The following is a 24,021-nucleotide window of genomic DNA, read 5'->3' as shown; positions in this document are numbered from 1 at the left end:
CCGATGGCCGCACGAGCAGACCATGAAAGACACCATCCGCCAGCTGATCCAGCAAGCCCTCACCCGCCTCGTCAGCGACGGCGTACTGCCGGAAGGCCTGAAGCCCGTGATCCAGGTCGAAAACACCAAGGACAAAACCCACGGTGATTTCGCCAGCAACATCGCCATGATGTTGGCTAAACCTGCGGCCATGAAGCCTCGCGATCTGGCGGAAAAACTCATCGCGGCCCTGCCCGCCGATGCACAGATCAGCAAAGTGGAAATCGCCGGCCCCGGCTTTCTCAACTTCTATCAAGACACCCAGGCCCTGGCCCAGCGCCTTGAGCTGGCCCTGAACGACGCCAAACTCGCCGTGCGCAAAAGCGGCCCGGCGCAGCGCGTGGTGGTTGACCTGTCCTCGCCGAACCTCGCCAAAGAAATGCACGTGGGCCACCTGCGCTCCACCATCATTGGCGACGGCGTTTCGCGCGTACTGGAATTCCTTGGCGACACCGTGATCCGTCAGAACCACGTCGGCGACTGGGGCACCCAATTCGGCATGCTGCTGGCTTATCTGCAGGAAAACCCGGTCAGCAACGAGACCGAGCTGTCCGACCTCGAGGGTTTCTACCGCGCCGCCAAGCAGCGCTTCGATGAGTCGCCGGAATTTGCCGAACGCGCCCGCGAACTGGTCGTGCAGTTGCAAGCCGGCGAGCCTGAGTGCATGCGCCTGTGGCACAGCTTCAACGCCATCTCCCTGGCCCACTGCCAGAAAGCGTACGACCGTCTGAATGTGAAGCTGACCCCGGCCGACGTAAAAGGCGAAAGCGCCTATAACGACGACCTCGCCAATGTGGTCGCCGACCTGAAAAGTGCCGGTCTGCTAGTAGAGAGCAACGGCGCCCAGTGCGTATTCCTCGACGAATTCAAAAATGCCGAAGGCAACCCGCTGCCGGTTATCGTGCAAAAGGCCGGCGGCGGCTACCTCTACGCCACCACCGACCTCGCCGCCATGCGCTACCGCAGCCAGGTACTAAAGGCCGACCGCGTGTTGTACTTCGTCGATCAACGCCAGGCCCTGCACTTCCAGCAAGTATTTGAAGTGGCACGTCGCGCAGGCTTCGTGCACCCGGGCATGCAGCTCGAACACATGGGCTTTGGCACCATGAACGGCGCCGACGGCAAGCCGTTCAAAACCCGCGACGGCGGCACGGTGAAGCTCATCGACCTGCTGGATGAGGCGCAAGAGCGCGCCTACGCCCTGGTGAAAGAAAAGAACCTGGAGCTCAGCGAAGACGAACTGCGCACCATCGCCCGCGTGGTCGGCATCGGCTCGGTGAAATATGCCGACCTCAGCAAGCACCGCACCAGCGACTACAGCTTCAACTTCGAACAGATGCTCAGCTTCGAAGGCAACACCGCGCCGTACCTGTTGTACGCCTACACCCGTGTGGCGAGCATCTTCCGCAAGTTGGGCAAGGGTTACGACCAGCTCGACGGTGAAATCCGCCTCGAAGCCGCGCAGGAGCAAGACCTCGCCGCCAAGCTGGCGCAGTTCGGCGAAGTGCTGACCAACGTCGCCGAGAAAGGCACCCCGCACACCCTGTGCACCTACCTCTACGAGCTGGCGGGCCTGTTCTCCAGCTTCTACGAACACTGCCCCGTCCTCACCGCCGAGGACCCGGCCACCCAGCAAAGCCGCCTGCGCCTGGCCGCCCTCACCGGGCGTACCTTGAAGCAAGGTCTGGAATTGCTGGGTCTGGAAACCCTGGAGCGTATGTAAGTTGGCGGCCAAGAAAAAACCTGCACCCAAGCGCGGCGCCAGCCGCTACCAAGCCCCCGCTAAACGACCGGTCCCTGGTTGGATCTGGTTGGCGTGCGGCCTGGCGATTGGCGCGTTCATCGTGCTGCTGATGAAGCTCGAGCCTGGCCGCAAGGAAATCCAGCGCGACAAGCCAGACAGCAAAACCACGACGACCGCCACGGCTCCCAAGGCGCCGGTCAACGGCAATACGTCCGCGCCGACGCCCAACGCACCGGTCAAACCCAAGTACGACTTCTATACCCTGCTGCCCGAATCGGAAGTGATCGTGCCGCCGGAAGCCGTGCCGGAGCAGACCCCGCCCCCGGCCTCCCCTGCCGAGTTGGCCAAAGTCGACGCGGCCCGCGCCGAAGCCGCGCTCAAGGGTGAAACGCCGCCGCCGCTGCCTACCGCCGTGAAAGCCGCCGTCACCCAGTACTTCCTGCAGGCCGGTTCATTCCGTAAGCAGGACGATGCCGACAAGGTTCGCGCGCAGATCATTCTGCTCGGCCAAGACGTGCAGGTGGAATCCGGCATGGTGCGCGATGAAACCTGGTACCGCGTATTGGTCGGCCCGTTCAGCAACCGTGAGCAACTCACGGGCGCGCAGAAAAAACTGGCCGGCAGCGGCTTCAGCAATCTGCTGCTGCAACAGCGCCAGGGCCGCTAAGCCCGCCGCTAGTACCTGCGAGGCGCCCCGGCGCCTCGTTTGCTTTCAGGGCCGAAACACTCGGCGCGAAACATTCAGCACGAAACATTCAGCACAACAGCCCATTCCGACTGTTTGGTTGAAATGCCGCAAATCTCCCCCCATATGAGTTTTCACTAGGGCACTTTCGCCCCCAGCGTGGAGACTCTCCTTTGACCACCATCGTTTCAGTTCGTCGCCACGGCAAAGTCGTTATGGGCGGCGACGGCCAGGTTTCCCTCGGCAACACCGTGATGAAAGGCAACGCGAAAAAAGTGCGCCGCCTGTACCACGGCCAGGTGATCGCCGGATTTGCCGGGGCCACCGCCGACGCCTTCACCCTCTTCGAACGCTTCGAAGGGCAGTTGGAAAAACACCAGGGCCATCTGGTACGCGCTGCCGTCGAGCTGGCCAAAGAATGGCGTACCGACCGCTCCCTCAGCCGCCTCGAAGCCATGCTGGCGGTAGCCAACAAAGATGCCTCGCTGATCATTACCGGCAACGGTGACGTGGTGGAGCCCGAAGACGGCCTGATCGCCATGGGTTCCGGCGGCCCGTACGCCCAGGCTGCGGCCCGCGCCCTGCTGATGCATACCGAACTCGGCGCCCGCGAAGTGGCCGCAACCGCACTGGGTATCGCCGGCGATATCTGCGTGTTCACTAACCACAACCTGACCATCGAGGAGCTGGACCTCGCTGTCTGAGGCCCGACCATTTCCATGCCCATGACTCCCCGCGAAATTGTTCACGAACTGAGCCGCCACATCATCGGCCAGGACGAAGCCAAGCGTGCCGTTGCCATCGCGCTGCGCAACCGCTGGCGCCGTATGCAGTTGCCTGCCGAGCTGCGTGCCGAAGTCACGCCGAAGAACATTCTGATGATCGGCCCGACCGGTGTCGGTAAAACCGAAATCGCTCGCCGTCTGGCCAAACTGGCCAACGCGCCGTTCCTGAAAGTGGAAGCCACCAAATTCACCGAGGTCGGTTACGTCGGCCGTGATGTTGAATCGATCATTCGCGACCTCGCCGATGCCGCCATCAAGATGCTGCGCGAGCAGGAGATGGTCAAAGTCCGTCACCGCGCCGAAGACGCCGCCGAAGACCGCATCCTCGACGCCTTGCTGCCGCCAGCACGCGTGGGCTTCAACGAAGACCAGACGCCGAGCAATGACTCCAACACCCGTCAGCTGTTCCGCAAGCGCCTGCGTGAAGGCCAGCTGGACGACAAAGAAATCGAGATCGAAGTAGCCGACTTGCCCGGCGGCGTGGAAATCATGGCCCCGCCCGGTATGGAGGAAATGACCAACCAGCTGCAGAACCTGTTCTCCACCATGGGCAAGGGCAAGAAGAAAGCCCGCAAGCTGAAGGTGAAAGAAGCGCTGAAACTGGTACGCGACGAAGAAGCTGCGCGCCTGGTCAACGAAGAAGAACTCAAAGCCCAGGCTCTGGAGGCGGTCGAACAGCACGGCATCGTGTTTATCGATGAGATCGACAAAGTGGCCAAGCGCGGCAACTCCGGCGGTATGGATGTGTCCCGCGAAGGCGTGCAGCGCGACCTGCTGCCGCTGATTGAAGGCTGCACGGTGAACACCAAGCTGGGTATGGTCAAAACCGACCACATCCTGTTTATCGCTTCCGGCGCATTCCACCTGAGCAAGCCCAGCGACCTGGTGCCCGAGCTGCAAGGTCGTCTGCCGATTCGCGTGGAGCTCAAACCCCTCTCCCCGAACGACTTCGAGCGCATCCTCACCGAGCCGCACGCCTCGCTCACCGAGCAATACCGCGAGCTGCTGCAGACTGAAGGGTTGGGCATCGAATTCACCGCCGACGGCATCAAGCGTCTGGCCGAGATCGCCTGGCAGGTGAACGAGAAAACCGAGAACATCGGCGCCCGTCGGTTGCACACCCTGCTGGAGCGTCTGCTGGAAGAAGTGTCGTTCAGCGCCGGCGACCTGGCCGGGAGCCAGAATGGCCAGGCCATCAGCATCGACGCCGAATACGTGAACAGCCACCTAGGCGAGTTGGCGAAAGACGAAGACCTGTCGCGCTATATTCTCTAAAGGTTTTATTCTTTAGGCCCAGCCGACACCCTGAGCCCGGTCGCTGCAAAGCGGTCGGGCTTAGCTATTTTCAGAGCGAGCAGCACCATGCGTATCCCCACGGCCATCGAGCTGCACAAAGCCTCGAAAACCCTCACCCTGAAATACGGCAACGACAGCTACACCTTGCCGGCGGAGTTTCTGCGCGTGCATTCGCCGTCGGCCGAAGTGCAGGGCCACGGCAAACCGATTCTGCAATTCGGCAAACTGGGCGTCGGTTTGAGCAAGATCGAACCGGCCGGGCAGTACGCACTAAAGTTGTGCTTCGACGACGGGCATGACAGCGGATTGTTCACCTGGGACTACCTCGAGCAACTGGCGCAACGCCAGGACGAACTCTGGGCCGATTATCTTCAAGAGCTCGCACGCGCCGGAAAGTCGCGGGATCCGGCCGAGACCGTGATCAAGCTAATGCTCTAGTTCAACCCTTCCGACAGGTTAGGGCGAACTTTCTAAACTCCCTCGGCATACTCCCCGCTGCGCTTGGCCAAGTGACTGGCCTGCTTGCGCAAACGCTGAAACTCGGGTAACCAATTACCTGGCAGGTTCCGTGCATTTGACTGTGTCAGATGCAATGAATGAAGCGGAGCTAGCTCCGCCCCCGGTAACCCGAGCAGTACTAGGCGCTAACGCCCTGTGTCCGCGCACAGCAGCATGCCGGTATCAGCCTCAGGACAATGGAGCGTCGTTGATGAGCAACAAAAATAATGAAGACCTGCAACGCCAGGCCTCGGACAACACCCTTGGGCTCAATCCCGTTATTGGCCTTCGGGGGAAAGACATTCTCGCTTCTGCCCGCATGATTCTCGCGCAGGCCTATAAGCAACCGCTGCACAGTGCCAAGCACCTTGCCCACCTGGGCATCGAATTGAAGAACGTCATCCTCGGCAGTTCCGATCTGGAATCCGAGGTGGGCGACAAACGTTTCGCCGACCCGGCCTGGAGCCAGAACCCTCTGTACAAGCGCTACCTGCAAAGCTACCTGGCCTGGCGCAAAGAACTGCACAGCTGGGTCGAGCACAGCAACCTGTCAGAGACCGATATCAGCCGCGGTCACTTCGTCATCAACTTGCTCACCGAAGCCATGGCGCCCAGCAACAGCATGGCCAACCCGGCCGCGCTCAAACGCTTTTTCGAAACCGGCGGCAAGAGCCTGCTCGACGGCCTCGGCCACCTGGCCAAAGACCTGGTAAACAACGGCGGCATGCCCAGCCAAGTGAACATGGACGCCTTCGAGGTCGGCAAAAACCTGGCCCTCAGCGAAGGCTCGGTGGTGTTTCGCAATAACCTGCTGGAACTGATCCAGTACAAGCCGACCACCGAGCAAGTGCACGAGCGCCCGTTGCTGGTGGTGCCGCCGCAGATCAACAAGTTCTACGTGTTCGACCTCTCGCAGGAAAAAAGCCTGGCGCGCTTCTGCCTGCGCAACGGCATCCAGACCTTTATCGTCAGCTGGCGCAACCCGACCAAGGCGCAACGCGAGTGGGGCCTGTCGACCTATATCGAAGCGCTGAAAGAAGCCATCGACGTGATCCTGGCGATCACCGGCAGCAAAGACGTGAACATGCTCGGCGCCTGCTCCGGCGGCATTACCACCGCGGCCCTGCTCGGTCACTACCAGGCCATCGGCGAGAAGAAGGTCAATGCCCTGACCCTGCTGGTGAGCGTGCTCGACACCAAGCTCGACACCCAGGTGGCGCTGTTCGTCAACGAACAGACCCTGGAGGCCGCCAAGCGCCGCTCCTACCAGGCCGGTGTGCTGGAAGGCAGCGACATGGCTAAAGTCTTCGCCTGGATGCGCCCCAACGACCTGATCTGGAACTACTGGGTGAACAACTACCTGCTCGGCAACGAGCCGCCGGTGTTCGACATCCTCTATTGGAACAACGACACCACGCGGTTGCCGGCGGCGTTCCACGGCGACCTGATCGAGCTGTTCAAGACCAACCCGCTGACCCGCGCTGATGCGCTGGAAGTCTGCGGCACACCGATCGACCTGAAAAAAGTCACCGCCGACATCTTCAGCCTGGCCGGCACCAACGACCACATCACCCCATGGGAAGCCTGCTACCGCTCGGCCCGCCTGTTCGGCGGCAAGATCGAATTCGTGCTGTCCAACAGCGGCCATATCCAGAGCATTCTCAACCCGCCGGGCAACCCGAAAGCGCGCTTCTCCACCAGCGAAGGCGAGCTGCCGGACTGCCCGAAATCCTGGCAAGAAGACGCCACCAAGCACACCGATTCCTGGTGGCTGCATTGGCAAAAATGGCTGGCGGACCGTTCCGGCAAGCTGAAAAAAGCGCCGGCGACCCTGGGCAATAAAAGCTATACGCCGGGTGAGGCATCACCGGGTACGTATGTTCACGAACGCTAGGGGTCGAACCGTAAACTGCAACCTCGACCGCCGATAGTTCTGGTAGCCCGAACGACAGGATTTACTGCAACCACTGCCCGCGGCACCCGGATGTGCCGCCCACTGCTAACGTCCGCAAGGCGCTGGCAGTTATCACGAAGCCCGCAGGGAGCACGCTTCGTTATTCTGGAAAGGCGCGCAGGACGGCGCCGCCAGAGCGTCATAGGGTCACCCATAGGGCTAGCGCATGCCGTTACCATTTGTTTTTCGCACCATCGATCTTGATGGGCAAACCATTCGCACGGCGGTCCGTCCCGGCAAGCCGCACCTGACGCCGTTACTGATCTTCAACGGCATTGGTGCCAACCTGGAGTTGGTCTTTCCGTTCGTGGCCGCGCTGGATCCCGACCTCGAAGTGATTGCCTTCGATGTGCCCGGCGTCGGTGGTTCCTCCACGCCCAATCAGCCCTACCGTTTTCCTGGCTTGGCCAAGCTCGCCGCGCGCATGCTTGATTACCTCGACTATGGCCAGGTCAATGCCATCGGTGTGTCCTGGGGCGGCGCGCTGGCGCAACAGTTCGCCCATGACTACCCCGAACGCTGCAAGAAGCTGGTGCTCGCCGCCACGTCCGCCGGTGCGGTGATGGTGCCGGGCAAACCGAAAGTGCTTTGGCGTATGGCCAGTCCACGGCGCTATGTGCAGCCCTCCTACGGCGTGCAGATCGCGCCGGATATTTACGGCGGCGCCTTTCGTCGCGACCCCAACCTGGCGATGGCCCATGCGAGCAAAGTACGCTCCTCGGGCAAGCTGGGTTACTACTGGCAGCTGTTTGCCGGCATGGGCTGGACGAGCATTTTCTGGCTGCACAAAATCACCCAGCCGACCTTGGTGCTGGCCGGTGACGACGACCCATTGATCCCCCTGGTGAACATGCGTCTGCTAGCCTGGAGAATTCCCAACTCGGAACTGCACGTGATCGATGACGGTCACTTGTTCCTTATTACGCGGGCCGAAGCGGTCGCGCCAATCATCATGAAATTCTTACAAGAGGAACGCCAACGTGCGGTGATGCACCCTCAGCCGACACCTTCGCCGGCTCGCGATCACTGACCTAACAACACCCCGGCGGCGCGCACTGATTCAGTTCGAGCAGTGCACGCCTGACCCATTAGGGCGCTGGGCGCACCCCCTTCTGTTTTTTGCGCGGTTGTCTGGAATGCACCTCCGGCGCGCCTTGGTACAAGCCTTGCTCTGTACCAATTTGACGTTGAGTCCCTTGCTGGTTTGACGACGGAGTGTTGCCACATGCGAGACAAATCCACCCACCCGGTGACTACAAAACCGGCCAATCCAATGAACGCGCAAAACGCGGTCATGGGCCTGCGCGGCCAGGACCTGCTGAGCACCGTACGCACCCTGGCGTTGCAAGGGCTGAAGCGGCCCGTGTACAGCGCCAAACACGCCCTGGCCCTCGGTGGGCAACTGGGCCGTGTATTGATCGGCGATACCCTGCACAAACCCAACCCCAACGACGCCCGCTTCGCTGACCCTACCTGGCAGCTCAACCCGTTTTACCGCCGCAGCCTGCAGGCTTATCTGGCCTGGCAGCAGCAGCTCAACCGCTGGATAGAAGAAAGCGACCTGCCCGCCGATGACCGCGCCCGTGCGCGGTTTATCGCCACCTTGCTGGGCGATGCCGTGGCGCCGTCCAATAGCGTGCTCAATCCGCTGGCCATCAAAGAGCTGCTCAACAGCGGTGGCACGAGCATTTTCAAAGGCATGCGCCACCTCTACGACGACCTGCTGCACAACAACGGCATGCCTCGTCAGGTGGCCAAGCAGGCCTTCGAAGTGGGCCGCAACCTGGCCACCACGCCAGGCTCGGTGGTGTTTCGCAACGAGATGCTGGAGTTGATCCAGTACAAACCGATGAGCGAAAAGCAGTACGCCAAGCCCCTGGTGATCGTGCCGCCGCAAATCAACAAGTTCTATATTTTCGACCTGAGCCCAGATAAGAGCTTCGTTCAGTACTGCCTGAAAAATGGTCTGCAGGTGTTCGTGGTGAGCTGGCGCAACCCCGATGCCCGTCACCGCGAATGGGGCCTGTCGAGCTACGTGCAAGCGCTGGAAGCGGCCACCGATGTGGCCCGTTCCATCACCGGCAGCAAAGAGGTCAACCTGATCGGCGCCTGCGCTGGCGGCCTGACCATCGCCGCCTTGCAAGGCCATCTGCAAGCCAAACGGCAACTGCGCAAAGTCTCCAGCGCCAGCTATCTGGTGAGCCTGCTGGACAGTGAAATCGACAGCCCGGCCATGTTGTTCGCCGACGAAAAAACCCTGGAAGCGGCCAAGCGTCGCTCCTACCAGAACGGCGTGCTCGATGGCCGCGACATGGCCAAAGTGTTTGCCTGGATGCGCCCCAACGACCTGATCTGGAATTACTGGGTCAACAACTACCTGCTGGGCAAGCAACCACCGGCCTTCGACATCCTCTACTGGAACAACGACAACACCCGCCTGCCCGCCGCGTTCCACGGCGATCTGCTGGACTTCTTCAAACACAACCCGCTGACCCGCCCCGGCGGCCTGGAAGTGTGTGCACGCCCATCGACTTGCAGAAGGTCAACGTCGACAGCTTTAGCGTGGCCGGCATCAATGATCACATCACGCCCTGGGATGTGGTCTATCGCTCCACCCTGCTACTGGGCGGCGAGCGGCGTTTTGTGCTGTCCAACAGGGGCATATTCAAAGCATCCTCAACCGCCGAGCAACCCCAAACAACTACTTCGAAAACGGCAAACTCACTTCCGACCCGCGTGCCTGGTACTACGACGCCCAACAACATGGATTCAGGCCCGCTCCGGTGAGCAGCGGGAAACGCTGTTGGCCATCGGCAATCAGAACTACCCACCGATGCAGGCGGCGCCGGGGACGTACGTCCACGAGGTTTGACACGTAACAACACTGGCCAGGCCGCGCCTGGCCAGTTAACGTCGGCCCATGGACCGTCAAACCAATAAGAAGAATGGATGAAAACCCGCGACCGCATTCTTGAATGCGCCCTGCAGTTGTTCAATCAGCAGGGCGAACCCAATGTCTCCACCCTGGAAATCGCCAACGAGCTGGAAATCAGCCCGGGCAATCTCTACTACCACTTCCACGGCAAAGAGCCGCTGGTGATGGAGCTGTTCGAACGCTTCGAAATCGACATGGCGCCGCTGCTCGACCCACCGGCCGACGCGCGCTTGAACGTGGAAGATTACTGGCTGTTTCTGCACCTGATCGTCGAGCGCCTGGCCCACTACCGCTTTCTGTTCCAGGACCTCTCCAACCTCGCTGGCCGCCTGCCGAAATTGGCCCGTGGTATTCGCCTGTGGCTTAACGCGCTGAAGCGCACGCTGGCGGCGCTGCTTGCCGGATTGAAGGCCGAGGGGCATGTGGTGAGCACAACGCAGGCACTGGGCCTGCTGGTGGAGCAGATCACCCTGACGCTGCTGTTCTCCCTCGACTACCAACGCATTCTCGGCAACCTCGGCGAGATTCGCCTGGTGGTGTTTCAGGTGATGATGCTGGTGAGCCCGCATATGCACGAAGACTCGCGCGGCGCGGCGGAGTTGTTGGCGCAGCGTTATCTTGAGACGTAAGGCTGAGTGAAGCATCCGTCATCCCAGCGCAGGCTGGGATGACGGCGAACATAAAAAACCCGGCCATCTGGCCGGGTTTTTAGTTACCGCACAGGCACTCAGGAAGACGTGCTTGGTGTCACCGGCGGAACTGGCGAAGCAACCGGTGTAGTGGTTGCGGTAGCAGTTGGCGCTGGCGTCGGCGCGGCAGCTGGTGCAGCCGGTTTGGCCGCGGCAGGTGCCGCCGGCTTCGGTGCAGCAGGCTTGGCAGCGGCCGGCTTGGGTGCGGGTTTAGCGGCAGGTTTCACCGCAGGCTTGGCGGCCGGTTTAGCGGCAGCGGGTTTCGCTGCTGGCTTGGCGGCGGGTTTGGCAGCAGGTTTTGCGGCCGGTTTGGCAGCGGCTTTCACGGCTGGTTTAGCAGCCGGCTTGGCGGCAGCTTTAACAGCAGGTTTAGCGGCTGGTTTGGCGGCCGGCTTAGCTGCAGGTTTTGCAGCGGCTTTGGCAGCCGGTTTAGCAGCTGGCTTGGCGGCCGGCTTGGAAGCGGGTTTAGCCGCAGCTTTGGCCAGTGGTTTTGCCACCGATTTGGCTGCAGCTTTAGCCGCGGGCTTGGCAGCCGCTGCCGCTTTGGCAACAGGCTTGGCAACGGCTTTAACGGCCGCTTTGGCCGCAGGTTTTGCAGCCGGTTTGGCAGCGGCTTTCGCGGCCGGCTTGGCGGCAGGTTTAGCGGCGGCTTTTGCAGCTGGTTTGGCTGCAGCTTTCGCGGCAGGTTTAACAGCGGCTTTAGGAGCTGGTTTTGCGGCAACTGTTTTAGCGGAGACGCCTGTCAGTTTTTCCAGCTGTTTGGTCAAGGTATCGACTTTGCTGTTCAGCGACTTCACTTCATTACGGCTTGGAACACCCAAGCGCGAAATGGCACTGTTCAGACGTTTATCAAAGGCCTCTTCAAGCTCGCCCCACTTACCGAGCGCTAGGTCTTTTACTTCGTCGACTTTGTTTTTCGCCGACCGTGCAGATGTTTTAGCTGTGCTTTTAACTGCGCCAACTTGTTTCTCGACTTCAGTCTTGGCCAGTTTTTCAGCTTTCTCGCCATCGGTTACCAGCGTGTCGAACAGCTTGGTGCCGTCCTTGCTGATTTTCGAATAGGCGCCCAACCCAGCCAGCCAGATCTGGCGAGAGTATTTTTCAACTTCACCAATCCACGAACTGCTTTGTTTTTCGACTTTCTTTTTAGCAACCATCCCGCTCTCCTTATTGAGTCTTAGCGACACGTGCAACCAACGCATTCAGCACGTCCAGCTTAGCAGAGAGCGCATCAACATCCTGGCGCGATGGAATACCAAAACGATTTAGCGCGCTGGCGACTCGACGATCGAAAAGTTTTTCGATTTTATCGAACTGCACTTCAACTTTGCTTTTGACGCTGGAGACATTGCTGCTGACAGATTGTTTAACGGAATCGAGCTGGCTATTCGCTGCCTCGACTTGCGTTGTGACCAGTTTTTTTCCTTGTCGTTCGATACCTTCACCGGCACTGACAAGGCCTTTTACATAGCCCAGACCTTCCTTGCCTGCTTTGGCGTAGGCGCCCAAACCGGCCAGCCAGATTTGACGGCTGTAATGTTTTACATCAGTCAGCACGGTAGCGGTGCTTTCAACTTTTTTGGCGACGACTTTTTTAGCTGCAACTTTGGCCATGGTGCACCTCACAAGAAAGGAAGGAAGAAACGCCTGCTATTGGCAGACCTGCACTCAAACTAGCCGGGAAAATTAGAATTCACATACTAGGTATGCGCTGGCCATACATAGGTACGGTCAGCTCAACGACTCATCCAGGCCTTTTTCAATTTCACGTTTGATCGTGCCGCTCATGGCCGATAACAACAGCCCCAAACTCAACTCCACCCGCACGCTGTCGTCAGCGACTTTTATCGTGCCGTCGGCGCCACTGCGTTTGAATTCCAGCACATCGCCTTTCCATTGATAACGCACGGCATATTCGGCAGCCAGGCGTTCGGCAAGCTCCTCGGCTTTGGCGCGAGCGCCTTCCAGTCCAAGGGTGTGGGAACGTTCGACGGTAATGCGGGCCATAACCTGGCAACTCCTGCGACCATAAGTCGCGCGACTATAACGCGAGCACAGCGCCATGGGCAGCGCCCCCGCTACCCGCGCCACACGCCTTGCCAAGACAAAGCCGGTAACGGCGATTAGAATGGCCGGCACTTTCTTCCGGTGACCGCATATGAACGATCCGCGCAAAGGCAGTGATGCCGAACCGACTACCCACTTCGGCTACCAGAGCGTGCCGGAAAGCCAGAAGGCCGACAAAGTCGCCGAGGTTTTCCATTCCGTAGCTGCCAAATACGACCTGATGAACGACCTGATGTCCGCTGGCGTACACCGCCTGTGGAAGCGGTTCACCATTGAGCTGTCGGGTGTTCGCACCGGCAACCGCGTGCTGGATATCGCCGGCGGCACGGGCGACCTCACCCGTCAGTTCTCGCGCTTGGTTGGCACCACCGGTGAAGTGGTGCTGGCCGATATCAACGCCTCGATGCTCAAGGTCGGTCGCGACAAGTTGCTCGACAGCGGCGTGGCCAACAATGTGCAGTTCGTGCAGGCCGACGCTGAAAAGCTGCCGTTCCCGGACAACCACTTCGACTGCGTGACCATCGCGTTCGGTCTGCGCAACGTCACCCATAAAGACGAAGCCATCCGTTCCATGCTGCGGGTGCTCAAGCCAGGTGGCCGGCTGCTGATCCTTGAATTCTCCAAGCCGACCAGCAATCTGCTGTCCAAGGCCTACGACGCCTACTCGTTCAGCCTGCTGCCGCTGATGGGCAAGCTGATCACCAATGACTCGGAAAGCTATCGCTACCTCGCCGAGTCGATCCGCATGCACCCGGATCAGGAAACCCTCAAGGCCATGATGGTCGAGGCCGGTTTCGAACGCGCCACGTACCACAACATGACCGGCGGCATCGTCGCGCTGCACCGCGGTATCAAACCCTGATGCTCACCCAGGCGCTGCTGGCCACTGCCGAAACCGGGATCAACCGCGTGTTGCGCCTGGACGCGACCGCCATGCCGCGCCTGGCACATCTGGCCGGCAAGGTTATCGAAGTCGAGTGCAGCGCTCCGGCATTGCAGCTGTTTATCCTCGCCGACGGCGCCGGCCTGCGCTTAGCTTCGCAGTGGGGTGGCGACATCGCCTGTCGCCTGCGCGCCCCGGCCAGCAGCCTGCTGCGCCTGGCCACCAGCAAAGACAAAACCGCCGTACTGCACAGCCCTGAAGTCGAATTGGATGGCGACAGCGCCGTGCTGCTCGACCTCGCCAGCGTGCTGCAAGACCTGGAGCTCGACTGGGAATACGAGCTGGCCCGCTGGCTCGGCCCGGTCGGCAGCCAATTGCTCAGCGGCCATTTGAAAAGCCGCGCGCGTTTTACCCGCCAGAACCTCGAAAGCCTGCGCCACAACCTCGCCGATTACCTGGCCGAAGAGTCGCGCACGCTGGTTGGCGAAAACGAAGCGCAAGCCCGTTTTGCCGAACTGGACGACCTGAAAATGGCCCTCGATCGCCTCGATGCGCGGGTTGAACGCCTGGCCCTGACACTCACCCCAAAACCTAGCGAACCCGCATGAGCCTGCTTGCCGTCCGCCGTTTGTTGCGCATCCAGCGCGTGGTTATTCGCTACCGCCTCGATGATCTGATTCTCGACCTGCCGCTGCCCTGGTGGCTGCGCGCCGTCAGCTATGCCCTGCCGTGGCGCTGGTTGCCGCGACGCAAGCTGGAACTCACCCGCGGCGAACGCGTGCGCCTGGCGCTGCAAGATCTGGGGCCGATCTTTATCAAGTTCGGCCAACTGCTTTCCACTCGCCGCGACCTGCTGCCGGTGGACATGGCCGATGAGCTGGCCTTTCTGCAAGACCAAGTGCCGCCGTTTGATTCCGCCCATTCCCTGGCGCTGATCGAAGCGCAACTGGGGGCCAAGATCGGCGACGTGTTTGCTCGCTTCGACAGTCAGCCACTGGCCTCGGCCTCGGTGGCGCAGGTGCATGCCGCGCAACTGCGCAGCGGTGAAGAAGTGGTGGTGAAGGTGATTCGCCCCGGCCTGAAACCGGTGATTCGCGCCGATATCGCCTGGCTGTTTCTGCTGGCCAAACTGGCTGAACGGGTGTCGACCGAGGCGCGTCGCCTGCACCCGGTGGAAGTGGTCAGCGACTACGAAAAAACCATCTACGACGAACTCGATCTGCTGCGCGAGGCGGCCAACGCCAGTCAGCTGCGTCGCAACTTCGAAGGCTCACCACTGCTGTATGTGCCGCAGGTGTATTGGGACTGGTGTCGCCCGCAAGTGCTGGTGATGGAGCGCATCTACGGCGTGCAGGTGACCGATATGGAAACCCTCGCCGACCAGCGCACCGACCTGAAAATGCTCGCCGAACGCGGGGTGGAAATCTTTTTCACCCAGGTGTTTCGCGACAGCTTTTTCCACGCCGACATGCACCCCGGCAATATCTTCGTCAGCACCCGCACGCCGTGGAGCCCGCAGTACATTGCCATCGACTGCGGCATCATCGGCAGCCTGACGCCGGAAGATCAGGACTACCTGGCTCGCAACTTGATTGCTTTCTTCAAGCGCGATTACCGCAAGGTTGCCCAGCTGCATATCGACTCGGGCTGGGTACCCGCGGAAACCAAAGTGAATGATTTCGAAGCGGCGATTCGCACCGTGTGCGAGCCGATCTTCGAGCGGCCACTGAAAGACATTTCTTTTGGCCTGCTGCTGATGCGTCTGTTCCAGACCGCGCGGCGCTTCAATATGGAAATTCAGCCGCAGCTCGTGCTGCTGCAGAAAACCCTGCTCAATATTGAAGGCCTGGGCCGTCAGCTGTACCCGGATCTGGACCTGTGGACCACCGCCCAGCCGTTCCTGGAACGCTGGATGCGCGAGCGCGTCAGCCCGAAAAACCTGCTGCAGAATCTGCAATCGCAGGTTGAGCAGGTGCCGCACCTGGCCCATATGACCCGCGAATTGCTCGAGCGCATGGCTCAGCCGCACCTGCACAATCCGCCGCTGCAGCAGCAACCCAACCGCGATAACTGGGCCTTGCGCTTGCTCGGCACGGCCCTGTTGGGCGGCGGCATTACGTTGGCCTTGGCAGCGGCCAGCGTCACCGTGGCGGCGCTGTGGCCAGCCGGTTTGATGAGTGCCAGCGGTCTGTACCTGATTCTGCGCCGATAGCCAGTGGCGGCCTCAACTGGCAAACTCGCCTGATTCGACCGGGCCACGCCCGCATTACGGAATTGCAATGAACGATTGGCTAGACGAGATCAACTGGAACAGCGACGGTCTGGTGCCGGCGATTGCCCAAGACTACAAAACCGGGCGCGTGCTGATGATGGCCTGGATGAACCGCGAGGCCCTGAGCCTCACTGCCACCGAGCAGCGCGCCATTTACTGGTCGCGTTCGCGTGGCAAACTCTGGCGCAAGGGCGAAGAGTCCGGTCATGTGCAGAAGCTGCATGAGATGCGCCTGGACTGCGACGAAGACGTGATCATTCTGATGGTCGAACAGCTGGGCGGCATCGCCTGCCACACCGGCCGCGAAAGCTGCTTCTACCGCGTCTTTGAGAATGGCGCCTGGACAGCCGTCGACCCGGTGCTCAAAGATCCCCACGCCATTTATGCCGGAGGGCACAGCCATGAGTGACACCCTCAGCCGCGTGGCTCAAGTGCTGGAAGAGCGCAAAGGCGCTGCCCCCGACAGTTCCTATGTGGCTAGTCTGTACCACAAGGGCTTGAACAAGATTCTGGAAAAGGTCGGTGAGGAATCGGTGGAAACCATCCTCGCCGCCAAAGACGCTGCCATCAGCGGTGACTGCAGCGACCTGATCTACGAAACCGCCGACCTGTGGTTCCACAGCCTGGTCATGCTCGCCGCCCTCGGCCAGCACCCACAGGCCGTACTGGACGAACTGGACCGGCGCTTCGGGTTGTCCGGGCATGCGGAAAAAGCCGCCCGCGACCCTTCTTAACGTATCTATCTAGAGGAACAGCTCCATGGGTATTTTTGACTGGAAACACTGGATCGTCATTCTGATCGTCGTCGTGTTGGTCTTCGGTACCAAGAAGCTCAAGGGCCTGGGCGGTGACGTCGGCGAAGCGATCAAGGGCTTTCGCAAAGCCATGAACGACGACGAAAAACCGGCCGAGCAGCCAGCCCCGGTGCAGCCGACCCAGGCGCACACTGCGCCGCTGAACCAACCGCACACTATCGACGCGCAAGCCCAGAAAGTCGAAGAGCCGGCGCGCAAGGACTAACTCATGTTTGGCGTCAGCTTCGGCGAATTGCTGCTGGTGGGCCTGGTGGCCCTGCTGGTACTCGGTCCCGAGCGCCTGCCCGGTGCCGCGCGCACTGCAGGCCTGTGGATCGGCCGCCTGAAACGCAGTTTCAACGCGATCAAAACGGAAGTGGAACGCGAAATCGGCGCCGATGAAATTCGTCGGCAGCTGCACAACGAGCACATTCTGGCTCTGGAACAGGAAGCCCGAAACGCCATCGCTCCCCCGCAAGTGCCGGCTGCGCCGCCCCTGGCGCAAGCCGACGTGAACGCGGTGCCCGCACCGGCCGCCGTGGTCGCTCAGCCAGTTCAGGCTGAAATGCCCGCTGTGGTGCACGCCGAAGTGCCCGTCGCCGAGCCAGTGAATGAGCTGCAAGGCCAACTGGAACTGCCCGTCCCTCCTCAACCGCCGCGAGCCCCATGAGCGCAGAAACCCCGGAAAACGACCAGCAAATGCCGCTGGTTTCGCACCTCACCGAGTTGCGCACGCGCCTGTTGCGCTGCGTGGCCGCAACGGCACTGATATTCGCCGGGCTGTTCTACTTCGCGCGGGATATCTACACCCTGGCCTCCGAGCCGCTGCGCCGCTTTCTGCCCGAAGGCGCGACGATGATCGCCATCGACCCGGCCTCGGCGTTCCTCGCGCCGCTGAAGCTGACCATGGTGGTAGCGCTGTTCGCCAGCATGCCGGTGATTCTCTATCAGGCCTGGGGCTTTATTGCGCCGGGCTTGTACAAGCACGAAAAACGCATCGCCGTGCCGCTGCTGACCTCCAGCGTGGTGCTGTTCTACGGCGGCATGGCGTTCGCCTACTTCCTCGTGCTGCCGCTGATCTACCACTTCCTGCTCGGCTCGGCGCCGGTTGGCGTAACGCCGATGACCGACATCAACACCTACCTCGACTCGGTGCTCACGCTGCTCTTCGCCTTCGGCGTCGCCTTCGAGATTCCGGTGGCCGTGGTGTTGCTGGTCATCATCGGCATTGTCGACGTGGCCTACCTGCGCAAGATTCGCCCGTACGTGATCATCGGGTGCTTTGTGGTCGGCATGATCCTTACCCCGCCGGACCCACTGTCGCAGACCCTGCTGGCCGTACCGATGTGGCTGTTGTACGAAATCGGCGTGTTCTTCGGAGCCATGGTGCGCAAATCGCGCACGGACGAAGAAAGCAGCGACCAGGACGCCCAACCGCCAGCCACCCAGCCGTGAACCTGCTGCTTCTGGAAGACGCCGACTTTGTCGGCGCCGACCGCGTCATTCTGCGCGACCGTCGCCTTACCCATTTGCAGGAAGTCCACCGCGCCGAGTCGGGCGATAGCCTGCGCGTCGGGCGTATTGGCGGGCTGATGGGCAAGGCGCAGATCCTGCGTCTGGAAGCCACTGAAGCCGAGCTGCAAATCACCCTCGACCAGCCGCCACCCGCCAAGCTGCCGCTGACCCTGCTGCTCGCCCTGCCCCGCCCGAAAATGCTCCGCCGGGTGCTGCAAACCGTCGCCAGCATGGGCGTGCCACGGGTGATTCTGCTCAACAGTTACCGGGTGGAAAAAAGCTTCTGGCAGACGCCGTTTCTGGAGCCAGCGGCCATTCGCGAACAACTGATTCTGGGCCTCGAGCAATCACGGGATACCGTGCTGCCCGAGATACGCATCGAAAAGCGCTTCAAGCCGTTTGTGGAAGACCATCTGGGGCAGATTTGTGCGGGAACCCAAGGGTTGATTGGCCACCCCGGCCAATACCCGAGCTGCCCGCGCGCGGTGGAGGGCCCGGTGACCTTGGCCATCGGGCCAGAAGGTGGCTGGATTCCCTATGAAGTGGAAAAGCTAGCTGAAGCGGGGTTGCGGCCGGTGCAGTTGGGTGAGCGGATCTTGCGCGTCGAAACCGCCGTAACGGCCCTGCTCGCGCGACTGTTCTAAATCGCGATGTTGGGCTTCGCTTTGCTCAACCCAACCTACATTGCACGCCGTAGGTTGGGTTGAGCGCAGCGAAGCCCAACAGGTCGTCCTCCGACTACCCGCCCGACGCCTTATGCCAATGCGCCGGCAATAACTTCCCTTCCATCTCCGGCGCCTCGCGCAAGCTCATATCCCGCGCCCGCAACGGCTCGCCACACTCCGAACAGACCAACACTCCGCGCACCTCATGGCCGCAAGCTTTGTGCACATGGCGAATCGGCTGGCCGATGTCATCGCTCATATGTCGGTCCCCCCAGTTCACCAGCGCCAGCACCGCCGGGTACAGGTCGTGGCCTTTCTCGGTCAACCTATACTCCTCGCGCAGCGGTCGTTGCTGGTAAGCGCTTTTCACCAGCACGCCATGCTCGGTCAGGCGCTTGAGACGCTCGGCCAGCACGTGACGGGTGATGCCCATGCGCTTTTCGAAGTCGTCGAAACGGCGCACGCCCATAAAGCATTCGCGCAGCACCAGCAGGGTCCAGCGGTCGCCGACCACCGATAAGGTACGTGACAGCGAACAGGGTTGTTCACCAAGGTCTTCCCAGCGCATGAGGGGTTCTCCACGAGTTTCTGCTGGCTACTCTAGCTTGACAGGTTCCAAAAAGGAACTGACTATCTAGATCAGTTCCAAAAAGGAACTTACTCACGCAACCGACGAGAGAAGAACAATGAGCGTACGCAAAGCAGTGTTAGTGGTGGGAGCCGGCGATGCCACCGGCGGTGCGATAGCCAAGCGTTTTGCCCGTGAGGGCTATGTGGCCTGCGTGGCCCGCCGCAATGCCGAAAAGCTGGAGCCGCTAGTAGCGGAAATTACTGCCGCTGGCGGTGAAGCGCGGGCATTCGGTTGCGATGCGCGGGTGGAAGAACAGGTGTTGGAGATGTTCGCCACCATCGAACGTGAGATCGGCCCGCTGGAAGTGGTGGTGTTCAATATCGGCGCCAACGTGCAGTTTTCCATCACCGAAACTACCGAGCGCGTGTACCGCAAGGTTTGGGAAATGGCCGCGCTGGCCGGTTTCCTCACTGGCCGCGAAGCCGCGCGGGTAATGCTGCCCCGCGCTCGCGGCACCATCATTTTCACCGGCGCCACCGCGTCCTTGCGCGGCGGCAAAAGCTTCTGCGCCTTCGCCAGCGCCAAGTTCGCCTTGCGCGCTACGGCGCAAAGCATGGCTCGGGAGCTGGGGCCCAAAGGCATTCATGTGGCGCACCCGATTATCGACGGGGCGATTGATACCGCGTTTATCCGTGACAACTTCCCGGAACGCTATGCCTTGAAAGACGAAGGCGGAATTTTGAATCCGGACCATATTGCGGACAGCTATTGGCAGATTCATATGCAGCCCCGCGATTCGTGGACTCACGAGTTGGACCTGCGACCTTGGCTTGAAACTTTCTAATCCTCGAACAATAAGAAAGGAAACCCCATGAGCAAAACCCTGGAATTCTTCTTCGACGTCGGCAGCCCCACCACGTACCTCGCCTGGACGCAGCTGCCGAAAATCGCCGCCGATGCGGGCGTAGATATCACCTGGAAACCCATGCTGCTGGGCGGCGTATTCAAGGCCACCGGCAACCAGTCGCCCATCGCCATCCCGGCCAAAGCCAAATACACCATCGCCGATATGCAGCGCTTCGCCACCCGCTACGGCGTGCCGTTGGCCTTTAACCCCTTCTTCCCGATCAACACGCTGCTGCTGATGCGCGGCGCTGCCGGCTACCTCGGCACGGCCAATTTCCACCCGTACCTGGAAGCGGTGTTTACCGCCCTGTGGGTGGAGCAGAAGAACATGGGCGACCCGGCGGTGGTCGCGCAGGTGCTCAGCGCCGCGGGCCTGGACCCGCAGGAGTTCGAGCAATTGGTGAACGACGAAGCCGTAAAACAGCGCCTGAAAGACATCACTGAAGACGCCATCAAGCGTGGAGCGTTTGGTGCGCCGATCTTCTTTGTCGATGGCGAAATGCACTTTGGCCAGGACCGCCTGGACTTTGTGGCGGAGGCATTGGCCAGATAGCGGGAAATCGGTTCCAACCAGCCCCCTGAGTGCCCCGCCGCAATAGCGGGGCACCCTAATTTGTCTGCTGTCCAGGCAACAAAGTCGTATACAACATGCCCCCCAAAAACATGAAACTTACATACGCTTTTGCGAACAAGCTCATTCACGGCTGAGCAAAATCCTAGTCTCGCCAATAAGCGCATCCTACCAAATAAAAATTATCCAAAAGACATAAGCAGCGCGACAAATTAGCTTGTTCCGTAGGCTGCTTCTGCAATCGCCGCCAATGGATTGACGCAACAAAGAACCAGGCAGATTCTTGATCTTGCCCTACGCGCAGAGCCAAGTATCGCCCAACTAACGCACTCACATAAAAACAAATAGAGGCTGGGCATCGACAACTAATTTATAGTCAACAGGAAACATTTCCATGAAGAAATCGAAACTGCACGTCACCACTAAAAACAGCGTGAGCAATTCATCAAAAAGCAAGCTACAGCAATATGTACCTTTAAAGCCTACTTCTTTGAGACACGAAGGAAAGTTCCGCACTCCACTTGCGTTCGCAATGATGACCACCGTCGCTGCAGCAACACTGCTGGTAATATCCAACCCAGCGCTGGCAATCTCCGGCGGCAAAATCACCTCAGAACCATGGGTCGTCGAAACACAGAGTGCGTTGGATGCAAATGGCCATAAAACGCAATGCTCCGGCGTTGCCGTTAATGCAGAGATCATTCTCACTGCGGCCCATTGCCCAGGCCATTTGGTGCGTTATCCGGACGGAAAGGAGATTGCGGTCTTTCAGCAGGTGAGCCTCGACGGCGGTGACCTTCAAATGCTAATACTCCCGCAAGAGCACCACCTCAGCAAATACCCAGTCCTCGGCGTACCCGCTGGGGGGGATTATCAACTTCCCATTGGCACCCGGGGGGTTGTGTACGGATACGGGCTATTCGGGCAACGCCAGCAAAGAATGCTAGGCGTCACTGTACAGCATCGCGGCACGCTCCCAAACGTAGCCGATGGCTACCTGGTATCGGAACGCAATGGGCAAATTCAAGCAGGTGACTCGGGGGGCCCACTGCTTCTTGATGGAAGGGTAGTCGCTCTTCTTTCTGAAGAAAGAAAATTTAGAGATGGTGAGGTATACCAAGTATATCACGGACTTGTGAGCGCCATCTCCAAGATTCGTCAGTTCGAACATGCCCGCGAAATGCGCTCCACGGCGCAAGTAGATGCCGATAGGCCTTGGATAAGTGCTGTAGATGTCCAAAACGGAAAATTATCTATAATCATGAGTTCCGCACTTATAAACTCTGGCCGCAATGTATTCTTCTGGGTCAACGGAAATTACGCTGGTAACGTCCAGAATGATGTTTCTTATTACTGCACAAAGACGAACTTCGCCGGCGGGTCAACAATCTCTCCCGGCGTACAAGTCAAAGACGGCGATCTTGTTCAAATTGGAATAGATGTCGGTGGAGGAGCTTATGCTCCAGACTCCTCAGAACTGCTGTACGAAAACCGGTTCACAGGAGTTGAGTCGGTTAAATTTACTGGCACCAATATCGATATAACAATGACTACATCGCTAATCAACTCTGGACAGCGGATCATCGTCTGGTTCAACGACACCTATGCTGCAGAAATCTATAACGGCACCTTCTACTACAGTCGGCGTGACAATCCATCTAATGGCAGCCAGACGTTCAGATCGTCACTAATTACGCCCAACCGCGATACCAATGTAAAAATCGGTATTGTGCCCGGTACAATGGGATCAGATTACGGGACTCCTGCCGGCGCAAACTTACTCTATAACGACACCCCAACGACACCTATGCTGCAGCCTATAACGGCAATATCTACTACAGTCCAGGGGCTGCCGCTTACAGAGGGAGTATCTACTGCAATCCATCCAAGTTCAGATCGTCGCTAATTACGGCCAACCGCGATACCAACGTAAAAATCGGTATTGTGCCCGGTACAATTGGATCAGATTACGGGACGCCTGCCGGCGCAAACTTACTCTATAACGGCACCCCGCAATGAGCGTATGACCTAAACCGCATGGGCGATTGACAGCCGTTACTGTTCGCCCTGCGGTTTTCCCCGTTTTCGAAACTCCACCGGCGTCTCCCCTACCCAGCGTTTGAACGCGCGGTAGAAGGTGCTGGGTTCGGAGAAGCCGGTGCGCTCGACGATCACTTCAATGCGCTCGTCGGTCTTGAGCAACAGCTCCTTGGCCAACCGGCAGCGGTAGTCGGTGACCAGATCGTTAAAGCGCACACCAGCCATCGCCAGGCGCTCGCGCAGGCGCCGTGGCGGCATATTCAGGCGGCCGGCCACCTGTTCCAGGGTGGCGCCGCTGTCCACCAGCAGCTCACCAATCAATTCGCGCACCTGGCGCACCAGGTCCAGACGCTCGACTTCGGCCAACTGCCGACGGGCCAGCGACTCGTGCATGCGCAGCAACTCCGGCGCGGCATGGCGTGAAGCCCGCGCCAGCACATCGGCATCAAACTGCAGCGCATAGCGCTCGGCACCCAGCTCCGCCGGACAGCCGTACACCTTGAGATAACGCGCCGGGGCGGCGCCTTCGCTGTGCATCAGCTGCACCACGTGGGGTTTGAAGTGGCCTTCGGTGAGCGCATCGAACAGGCGGATGACCGCGCCGGCGAGCATTTCCGGGAAGTGCCGGGGCACGCCAGCGGACATGCCGAGCAGCAAGGTCGCGCGGTCGCCGTCCACTTCCAGGCGGGCATTGAGGGTGTCGGAGAGCAGGCGCACGTAGCGCAAGGCGTGGCGCAGGCCATCGCCGAAGGTTTCGCTGGAGAGAAACAGGTATTCCAGCAGCAGGCCATGGAAGGCCGGCAGGTGCTGAGCCAGGTACAGGCCGACATCCTGCTCGCCACACTCATCGCTGGCAGCTTTCCAGAACAACGCCTGCGCCGAGTGGGGGAAACGCCCGGCAGGCAAACCACCAGGCGGCAACCCGACCCGCGCCAGCACCCGATCGGGGTCGGTTCCACTGGCCCGCAGGGCGTCGATCACCGGGCGCATCAGCGCCACATCGTCGGTCAGATCACGCGTCATTTTTAGGATTCTTATAGGTTCGTGAGGCGCGGCCATCTTAGGCAGTTTTGCCCCGCAGGCTCAAGGCCGTGCATTACCGTGCAGCGGGC

General features: G+C 60.1%; 25 protein-coding genes and 1 pseudogene. 21 read left to right on the top strand and 5 right to left on the bottom strand.

The window, feature by feature from the left end; translation table 11 throughout:
- Nucleotides 1-22: 22 nt before the first annotated feature.
- The 9 genes and pseudogenes from argS (at nucleotide 23) to AC0V2S_RS02470 (ending at nucleotide 10,565) form a co-directional block, all read left to right on the top strand.
- Nucleotides 23-1,762, top strand: a complete 1,740-nt coding sequence (argS, locus tag AC0V2S_RS02510) for an arginine--tRNA ligase (protein WP_475508365.1) — start codon at nucleotides 23-25, stop codon at nucleotides 1,760-1,762.
- A 1-nt stretch (nucleotide 1,763) separates the two neighbouring features.
- Nucleotides 1,764-2,450, top strand: coding sequence for an SPOR domain-containing protein (locus tag AC0V2S_RS02505; RefSeq protein WP_475508364.1), 687 nt, complete (start codon nucleotides 1,764-1,766; stop codon nucleotides 2,448-2,450).
- Nucleotides 2,451-2,641: 191 nt separating this feature from the next.
- Nucleotides 2,642-3,172 carry an ATP-dependent protease subunit HslV gene (gene hslV / locus AC0V2S_RS02500; protein WP_475508363.1) on the top strand — a complete coding sequence of 177 codons (531 nt, stop codon included), beginning with the start codon at nucleotides 2,642-2,644 and terminating at the stop codon, nucleotides 3,170-3,172.
- A 15-nt stretch (nucleotides 3,173-3,187) separates the two neighbouring features.
- Nucleotides 3,188-4,528 carry an ATP-dependent protease ATPase subunit HslU gene (gene hslU, locus AC0V2S_RS02495; RefSeq protein ID WP_475508362.1) on the top strand — a complete coding sequence of 447 codons (1,341 nt, stop codon included), beginning with the start codon at nucleotides 3,188-3,190 and terminating at the stop codon, nucleotides 4,526-4,528.
- An 87-nt stretch (nucleotides 4,529-4,615) separates the two neighbouring features.
- Nucleotides 4,616-4,987 carry a gamma-butyrobetaine hydroxylase family protein gene (locus AC0V2S_RS02490; protein WP_475508361.1) on the top strand — a complete coding sequence of 124 codons (372 nt, stop codon included), beginning with the start codon at nucleotides 4,616-4,618 and terminating at the stop codon, nucleotides 4,985-4,987.
- A gap of 271 nt (nucleotides 4,988-5,258) precedes the next feature.
- The gene (gene phaC, locus AC0V2S_RS02485) at nucleotides 5,259-6,941 is read left to right on the top strand and encodes a class II poly(R)-hydroxyalkanoic acid synthase (RefSeq protein ID WP_271197748.1); all 1,683 of its coding nucleotides are present in this window, start codon (nucleotides 5,259-5,261) and stop codon (nucleotides 6,939-6,941) included.
- A 226-nt stretch (nucleotides 6,942-7,167) separates the two neighbouring features.
- Entirely contained in the window at nucleotides 7,168-8,031 is an 864-nt protein-coding gene (phaZ, locus tag AC0V2S_RS02480) for a poly(3-hydroxyalkanoate) depolymerase (protein WP_475508360.1), read from the top strand.
- 195 nt (nucleotides 8,032-8,226) lie between these two features.
- Nucleotides 8,227-9,873: pseudogene (gene phaC / locus AC0V2S_RS02475) on the top strand (class II poly(R)-hydroxyalkanoic acid synthase).
- 77 nt (nucleotides 9,874-9,950) lie between these two features.
- The gene (locus tag AC0V2S_RS02470) at nucleotides 9,951-10,565 is read left to right on the top strand and encodes a TetR/AcrR family transcriptional regulator (RefSeq protein WP_475508359.1); all 615 of its coding nucleotides are present in this window, start codon (nucleotides 9,951-9,953) and stop codon (nucleotides 10,563-10,565) included.
- A gap of 98 nt (nucleotides 10,566-10,663) precedes the next feature.
- On the opposite strand, the gene AC0V2S_RS02465 is transcribed toward AC0V2S_RS02470, so the two are convergent.
- The 3 genes from AC0V2S_RS02465 to AC0V2S_RS02455 all read right to left on the bottom strand — a co-directional run bounded on the left by AC0V2S_RS02465 (nucleotide 10,664) and on the right by AC0V2S_RS02455 (nucleotide 12,632).
- Nucleotides 10,664-11,782 carry a phasin family protein gene (locus AC0V2S_RS02465; protein ID WP_475508690.1) on the bottom strand — a complete coding sequence of 373 codons (1,119 nt, stop codon included), beginning with the start codon at nucleotides 11,780-11,782 and terminating at the stop codon, nucleotides 10,664-10,666.
- Between the two features lie 10 nt (nucleotides 11,783-11,792).
- A complete protein-coding gene (locus tag AC0V2S_RS02460; RefSeq protein WP_475508358.1) occupies nucleotides 11,793-12,239 on the bottom strand; it encodes a phasin family protein in 447 nt (148 codons plus the stop codon).
- Nucleotides 12,240-12,356: 117 nt separating this feature from the next.
- On the bottom strand, nucleotides 12,357-12,632 hold the full coding sequence (locus AC0V2S_RS02455; protein WP_475508357.1) for a polyhydroxyalkanoic acid system family protein: 276 nt from the start codon (nucleotides 12,630-12,632) through the stop codon (nucleotides 12,357-12,359).
- 151 nt (nucleotides 12,633-12,783) lie between these two features.
- On the opposite strand from AC0V2S_RS02455, the gene ubiE reads away from it, so the two are divergent.
- From ubiE to AC0V2S_RS02410, 9 genes are all read left to right on the top strand, one after another.
- Entirely contained in the window at nucleotides 12,784-13,554 is a 771-nt protein-coding gene (gene ubiE, locus AC0V2S_RS02450; protein WP_475508356.1) for a bifunctional demethylmenaquinone methyltransferase/2-methoxy-6-polyprenyl-1,4-benzoquinol methylase UbiE, read from the top strand.
- On the top strand, nucleotides 13,554-14,183 hold the full coding sequence (locus tag AC0V2S_RS02445) for a ubiquinone biosynthesis accessory factor UbiJ (RefSeq protein ID WP_475508355.1): 630 nt from the start codon (nucleotides 13,554-13,556) through the stop codon (nucleotides 14,181-14,183). The genes ubiE and AC0V2S_RS02445 overlap by 1 nt, the downstream gene beginning before the upstream one ends.
- Nucleotides 14,180-15,787: a ubiquinone biosynthesis regulatory protein kinase UbiB gene (ubiB, locus tag AC0V2S_RS02440; RefSeq protein ID WP_475508354.1), complete on the top strand. Its 1,608-nt coding sequence runs from the start codon at nucleotides 14,180-14,182 to the stop codon at nucleotides 15,785-15,787. Before AC0V2S_RS02445 ends, ubiB begins: the two co-directional genes overlap by 4 nt.
- 67 nt (nucleotides 15,788-15,854) lie before the next feature.
- On the top strand, nucleotides 15,855-16,256 hold the full coding sequence (hisI, locus tag AC0V2S_RS02435) for a phosphoribosyl-AMP cyclohydrolase (protein ID WP_475508353.1): 402 nt from the start codon (nucleotides 15,855-15,857) through the stop codon (nucleotides 16,254-16,256).
- Nucleotides 16,249-16,581 carry a phosphoribosyl-ATP diphosphatase gene (locus tag AC0V2S_RS02430; RefSeq protein ID WP_475508352.1) on the top strand — a complete coding sequence of 111 codons (333 nt, stop codon included), beginning with the start codon at nucleotides 16,249-16,251 and terminating at the stop codon, nucleotides 16,579-16,581. The genes hisI and AC0V2S_RS02430 overlap by 8 nt, the downstream gene beginning before the upstream one ends.
- A 25-nt stretch (nucleotides 16,582-16,606) precedes the next feature.
- Complete coding sequence (locus AC0V2S_RS02425) at nucleotides 16,607-16,867, top strand: twin-arginine translocase TatA/TatE family subunit (RefSeq protein ID WP_475508351.1); 261 nt, start codon at nucleotides 16,607-16,609, stop codon at nucleotides 16,865-16,867.
- Nucleotides 16,868-16,870: 3 nt separating this feature from the next.
- A complete protein-coding gene (gene tatB / locus AC0V2S_RS02420) occupies nucleotides 16,871-17,311 on the top strand; it encodes a Sec-independent protein translocase protein TatB (RefSeq protein ID WP_475508350.1) in 441 nt (146 codons plus the stop codon).
- Nucleotides 17,308-18,096, top strand: a complete 789-nt coding sequence (gene tatC, locus AC0V2S_RS02415; protein ID WP_475508349.1) for a twin-arginine translocase subunit TatC — start codon at nucleotides 17,308-17,310, stop codon at nucleotides 18,094-18,096. The genes tatB and tatC overlap by 4 nt, the downstream gene beginning before the upstream one ends.
- Nucleotides 18,093-18,800 carry a 16S rRNA (uracil(1498)-N(3))-methyltransferase gene (locus AC0V2S_RS02410; protein ID WP_475508348.1) on the top strand — a complete coding sequence of 236 codons (708 nt, stop codon included), beginning with the start codon at nucleotides 18,093-18,095 and terminating at the stop codon, nucleotides 18,798-18,800. The genes tatC and AC0V2S_RS02410 overlap by 4 nt, the downstream gene beginning before the upstream one ends.
- A gap of 94 nt (nucleotides 18,801-18,894) precedes the next feature.
- Here AC0V2S_RS02410 and AC0V2S_RS02405 read toward each other — a convergent pair whose 3' ends face one another.
- Nucleotides 18,895-19,389 (bottom strand): winged helix-turn-helix transcriptional regulator, encoded by a 495-nt coding sequence (locus AC0V2S_RS02405; RefSeq protein ID WP_475508347.1) that lies wholly within the window; start codon nucleotides 19,387-19,389, stop codon nucleotides 18,895-18,897.
- A gap of 118 nt (nucleotides 19,390-19,507) precedes the next feature.
- Here AC0V2S_RS02405 and AC0V2S_RS02400 point away from each other — a divergent pair, with 118 nt between their 5' ends.
- From AC0V2S_RS02400 to AC0V2S_RS02390, 3 genes are all read left to right on the top strand, one after another.
- Nucleotides 19,508-20,236: an SDR family oxidoreductase gene (locus AC0V2S_RS02400; protein WP_475508346.1), complete on the top strand. Its 729-nt coding sequence runs from the start codon at nucleotides 19,508-19,510 to the stop codon at nucleotides 20,234-20,236.
- A gap of 27 nt (nucleotides 20,237-20,263) precedes the next feature.
- Nucleotides 20,264-20,851, top strand: coding sequence for a 2-hydroxychromene-2-carboxylate isomerase (locus AC0V2S_RS02395; RefSeq protein WP_475508345.1), 588 nt, complete (start codon nucleotides 20,264-20,266; stop codon nucleotides 20,849-20,851).
- A 412-nt stretch (nucleotides 20,852-21,263) separates the two neighbouring features.
- A complete protein-coding gene (locus AC0V2S_RS02390; protein WP_475508344.1) occupies nucleotides 21,264-22,775 on the top strand; it encodes a trypsin-like serine protease in 1,512 nt (503 codons plus the stop codon).
- 149 nt (nucleotides 22,776-22,924) lie between these two features.
- Here the strand turns inward: AC0V2S_RS02390 and AC0V2S_RS02385 are convergent, their stop codons facing one another.
- Nucleotides 22,925-23,932, bottom strand: a complete 1,008-nt coding sequence (locus tag AC0V2S_RS02385) for an AraC family transcriptional regulator (RefSeq protein ID WP_475508343.1) — start codon at nucleotides 23,930-23,932, stop codon at nucleotides 22,925-22,927.
- Nucleotides 23,933-24,021 lie beyond the last annotated feature (89 nt).

Source organism: Pseudomonas sp. CC11G, assembly GCF_056174845.1.
This window is presented reverse-complemented; position numbering and strand designations above follow the sequence as displayed.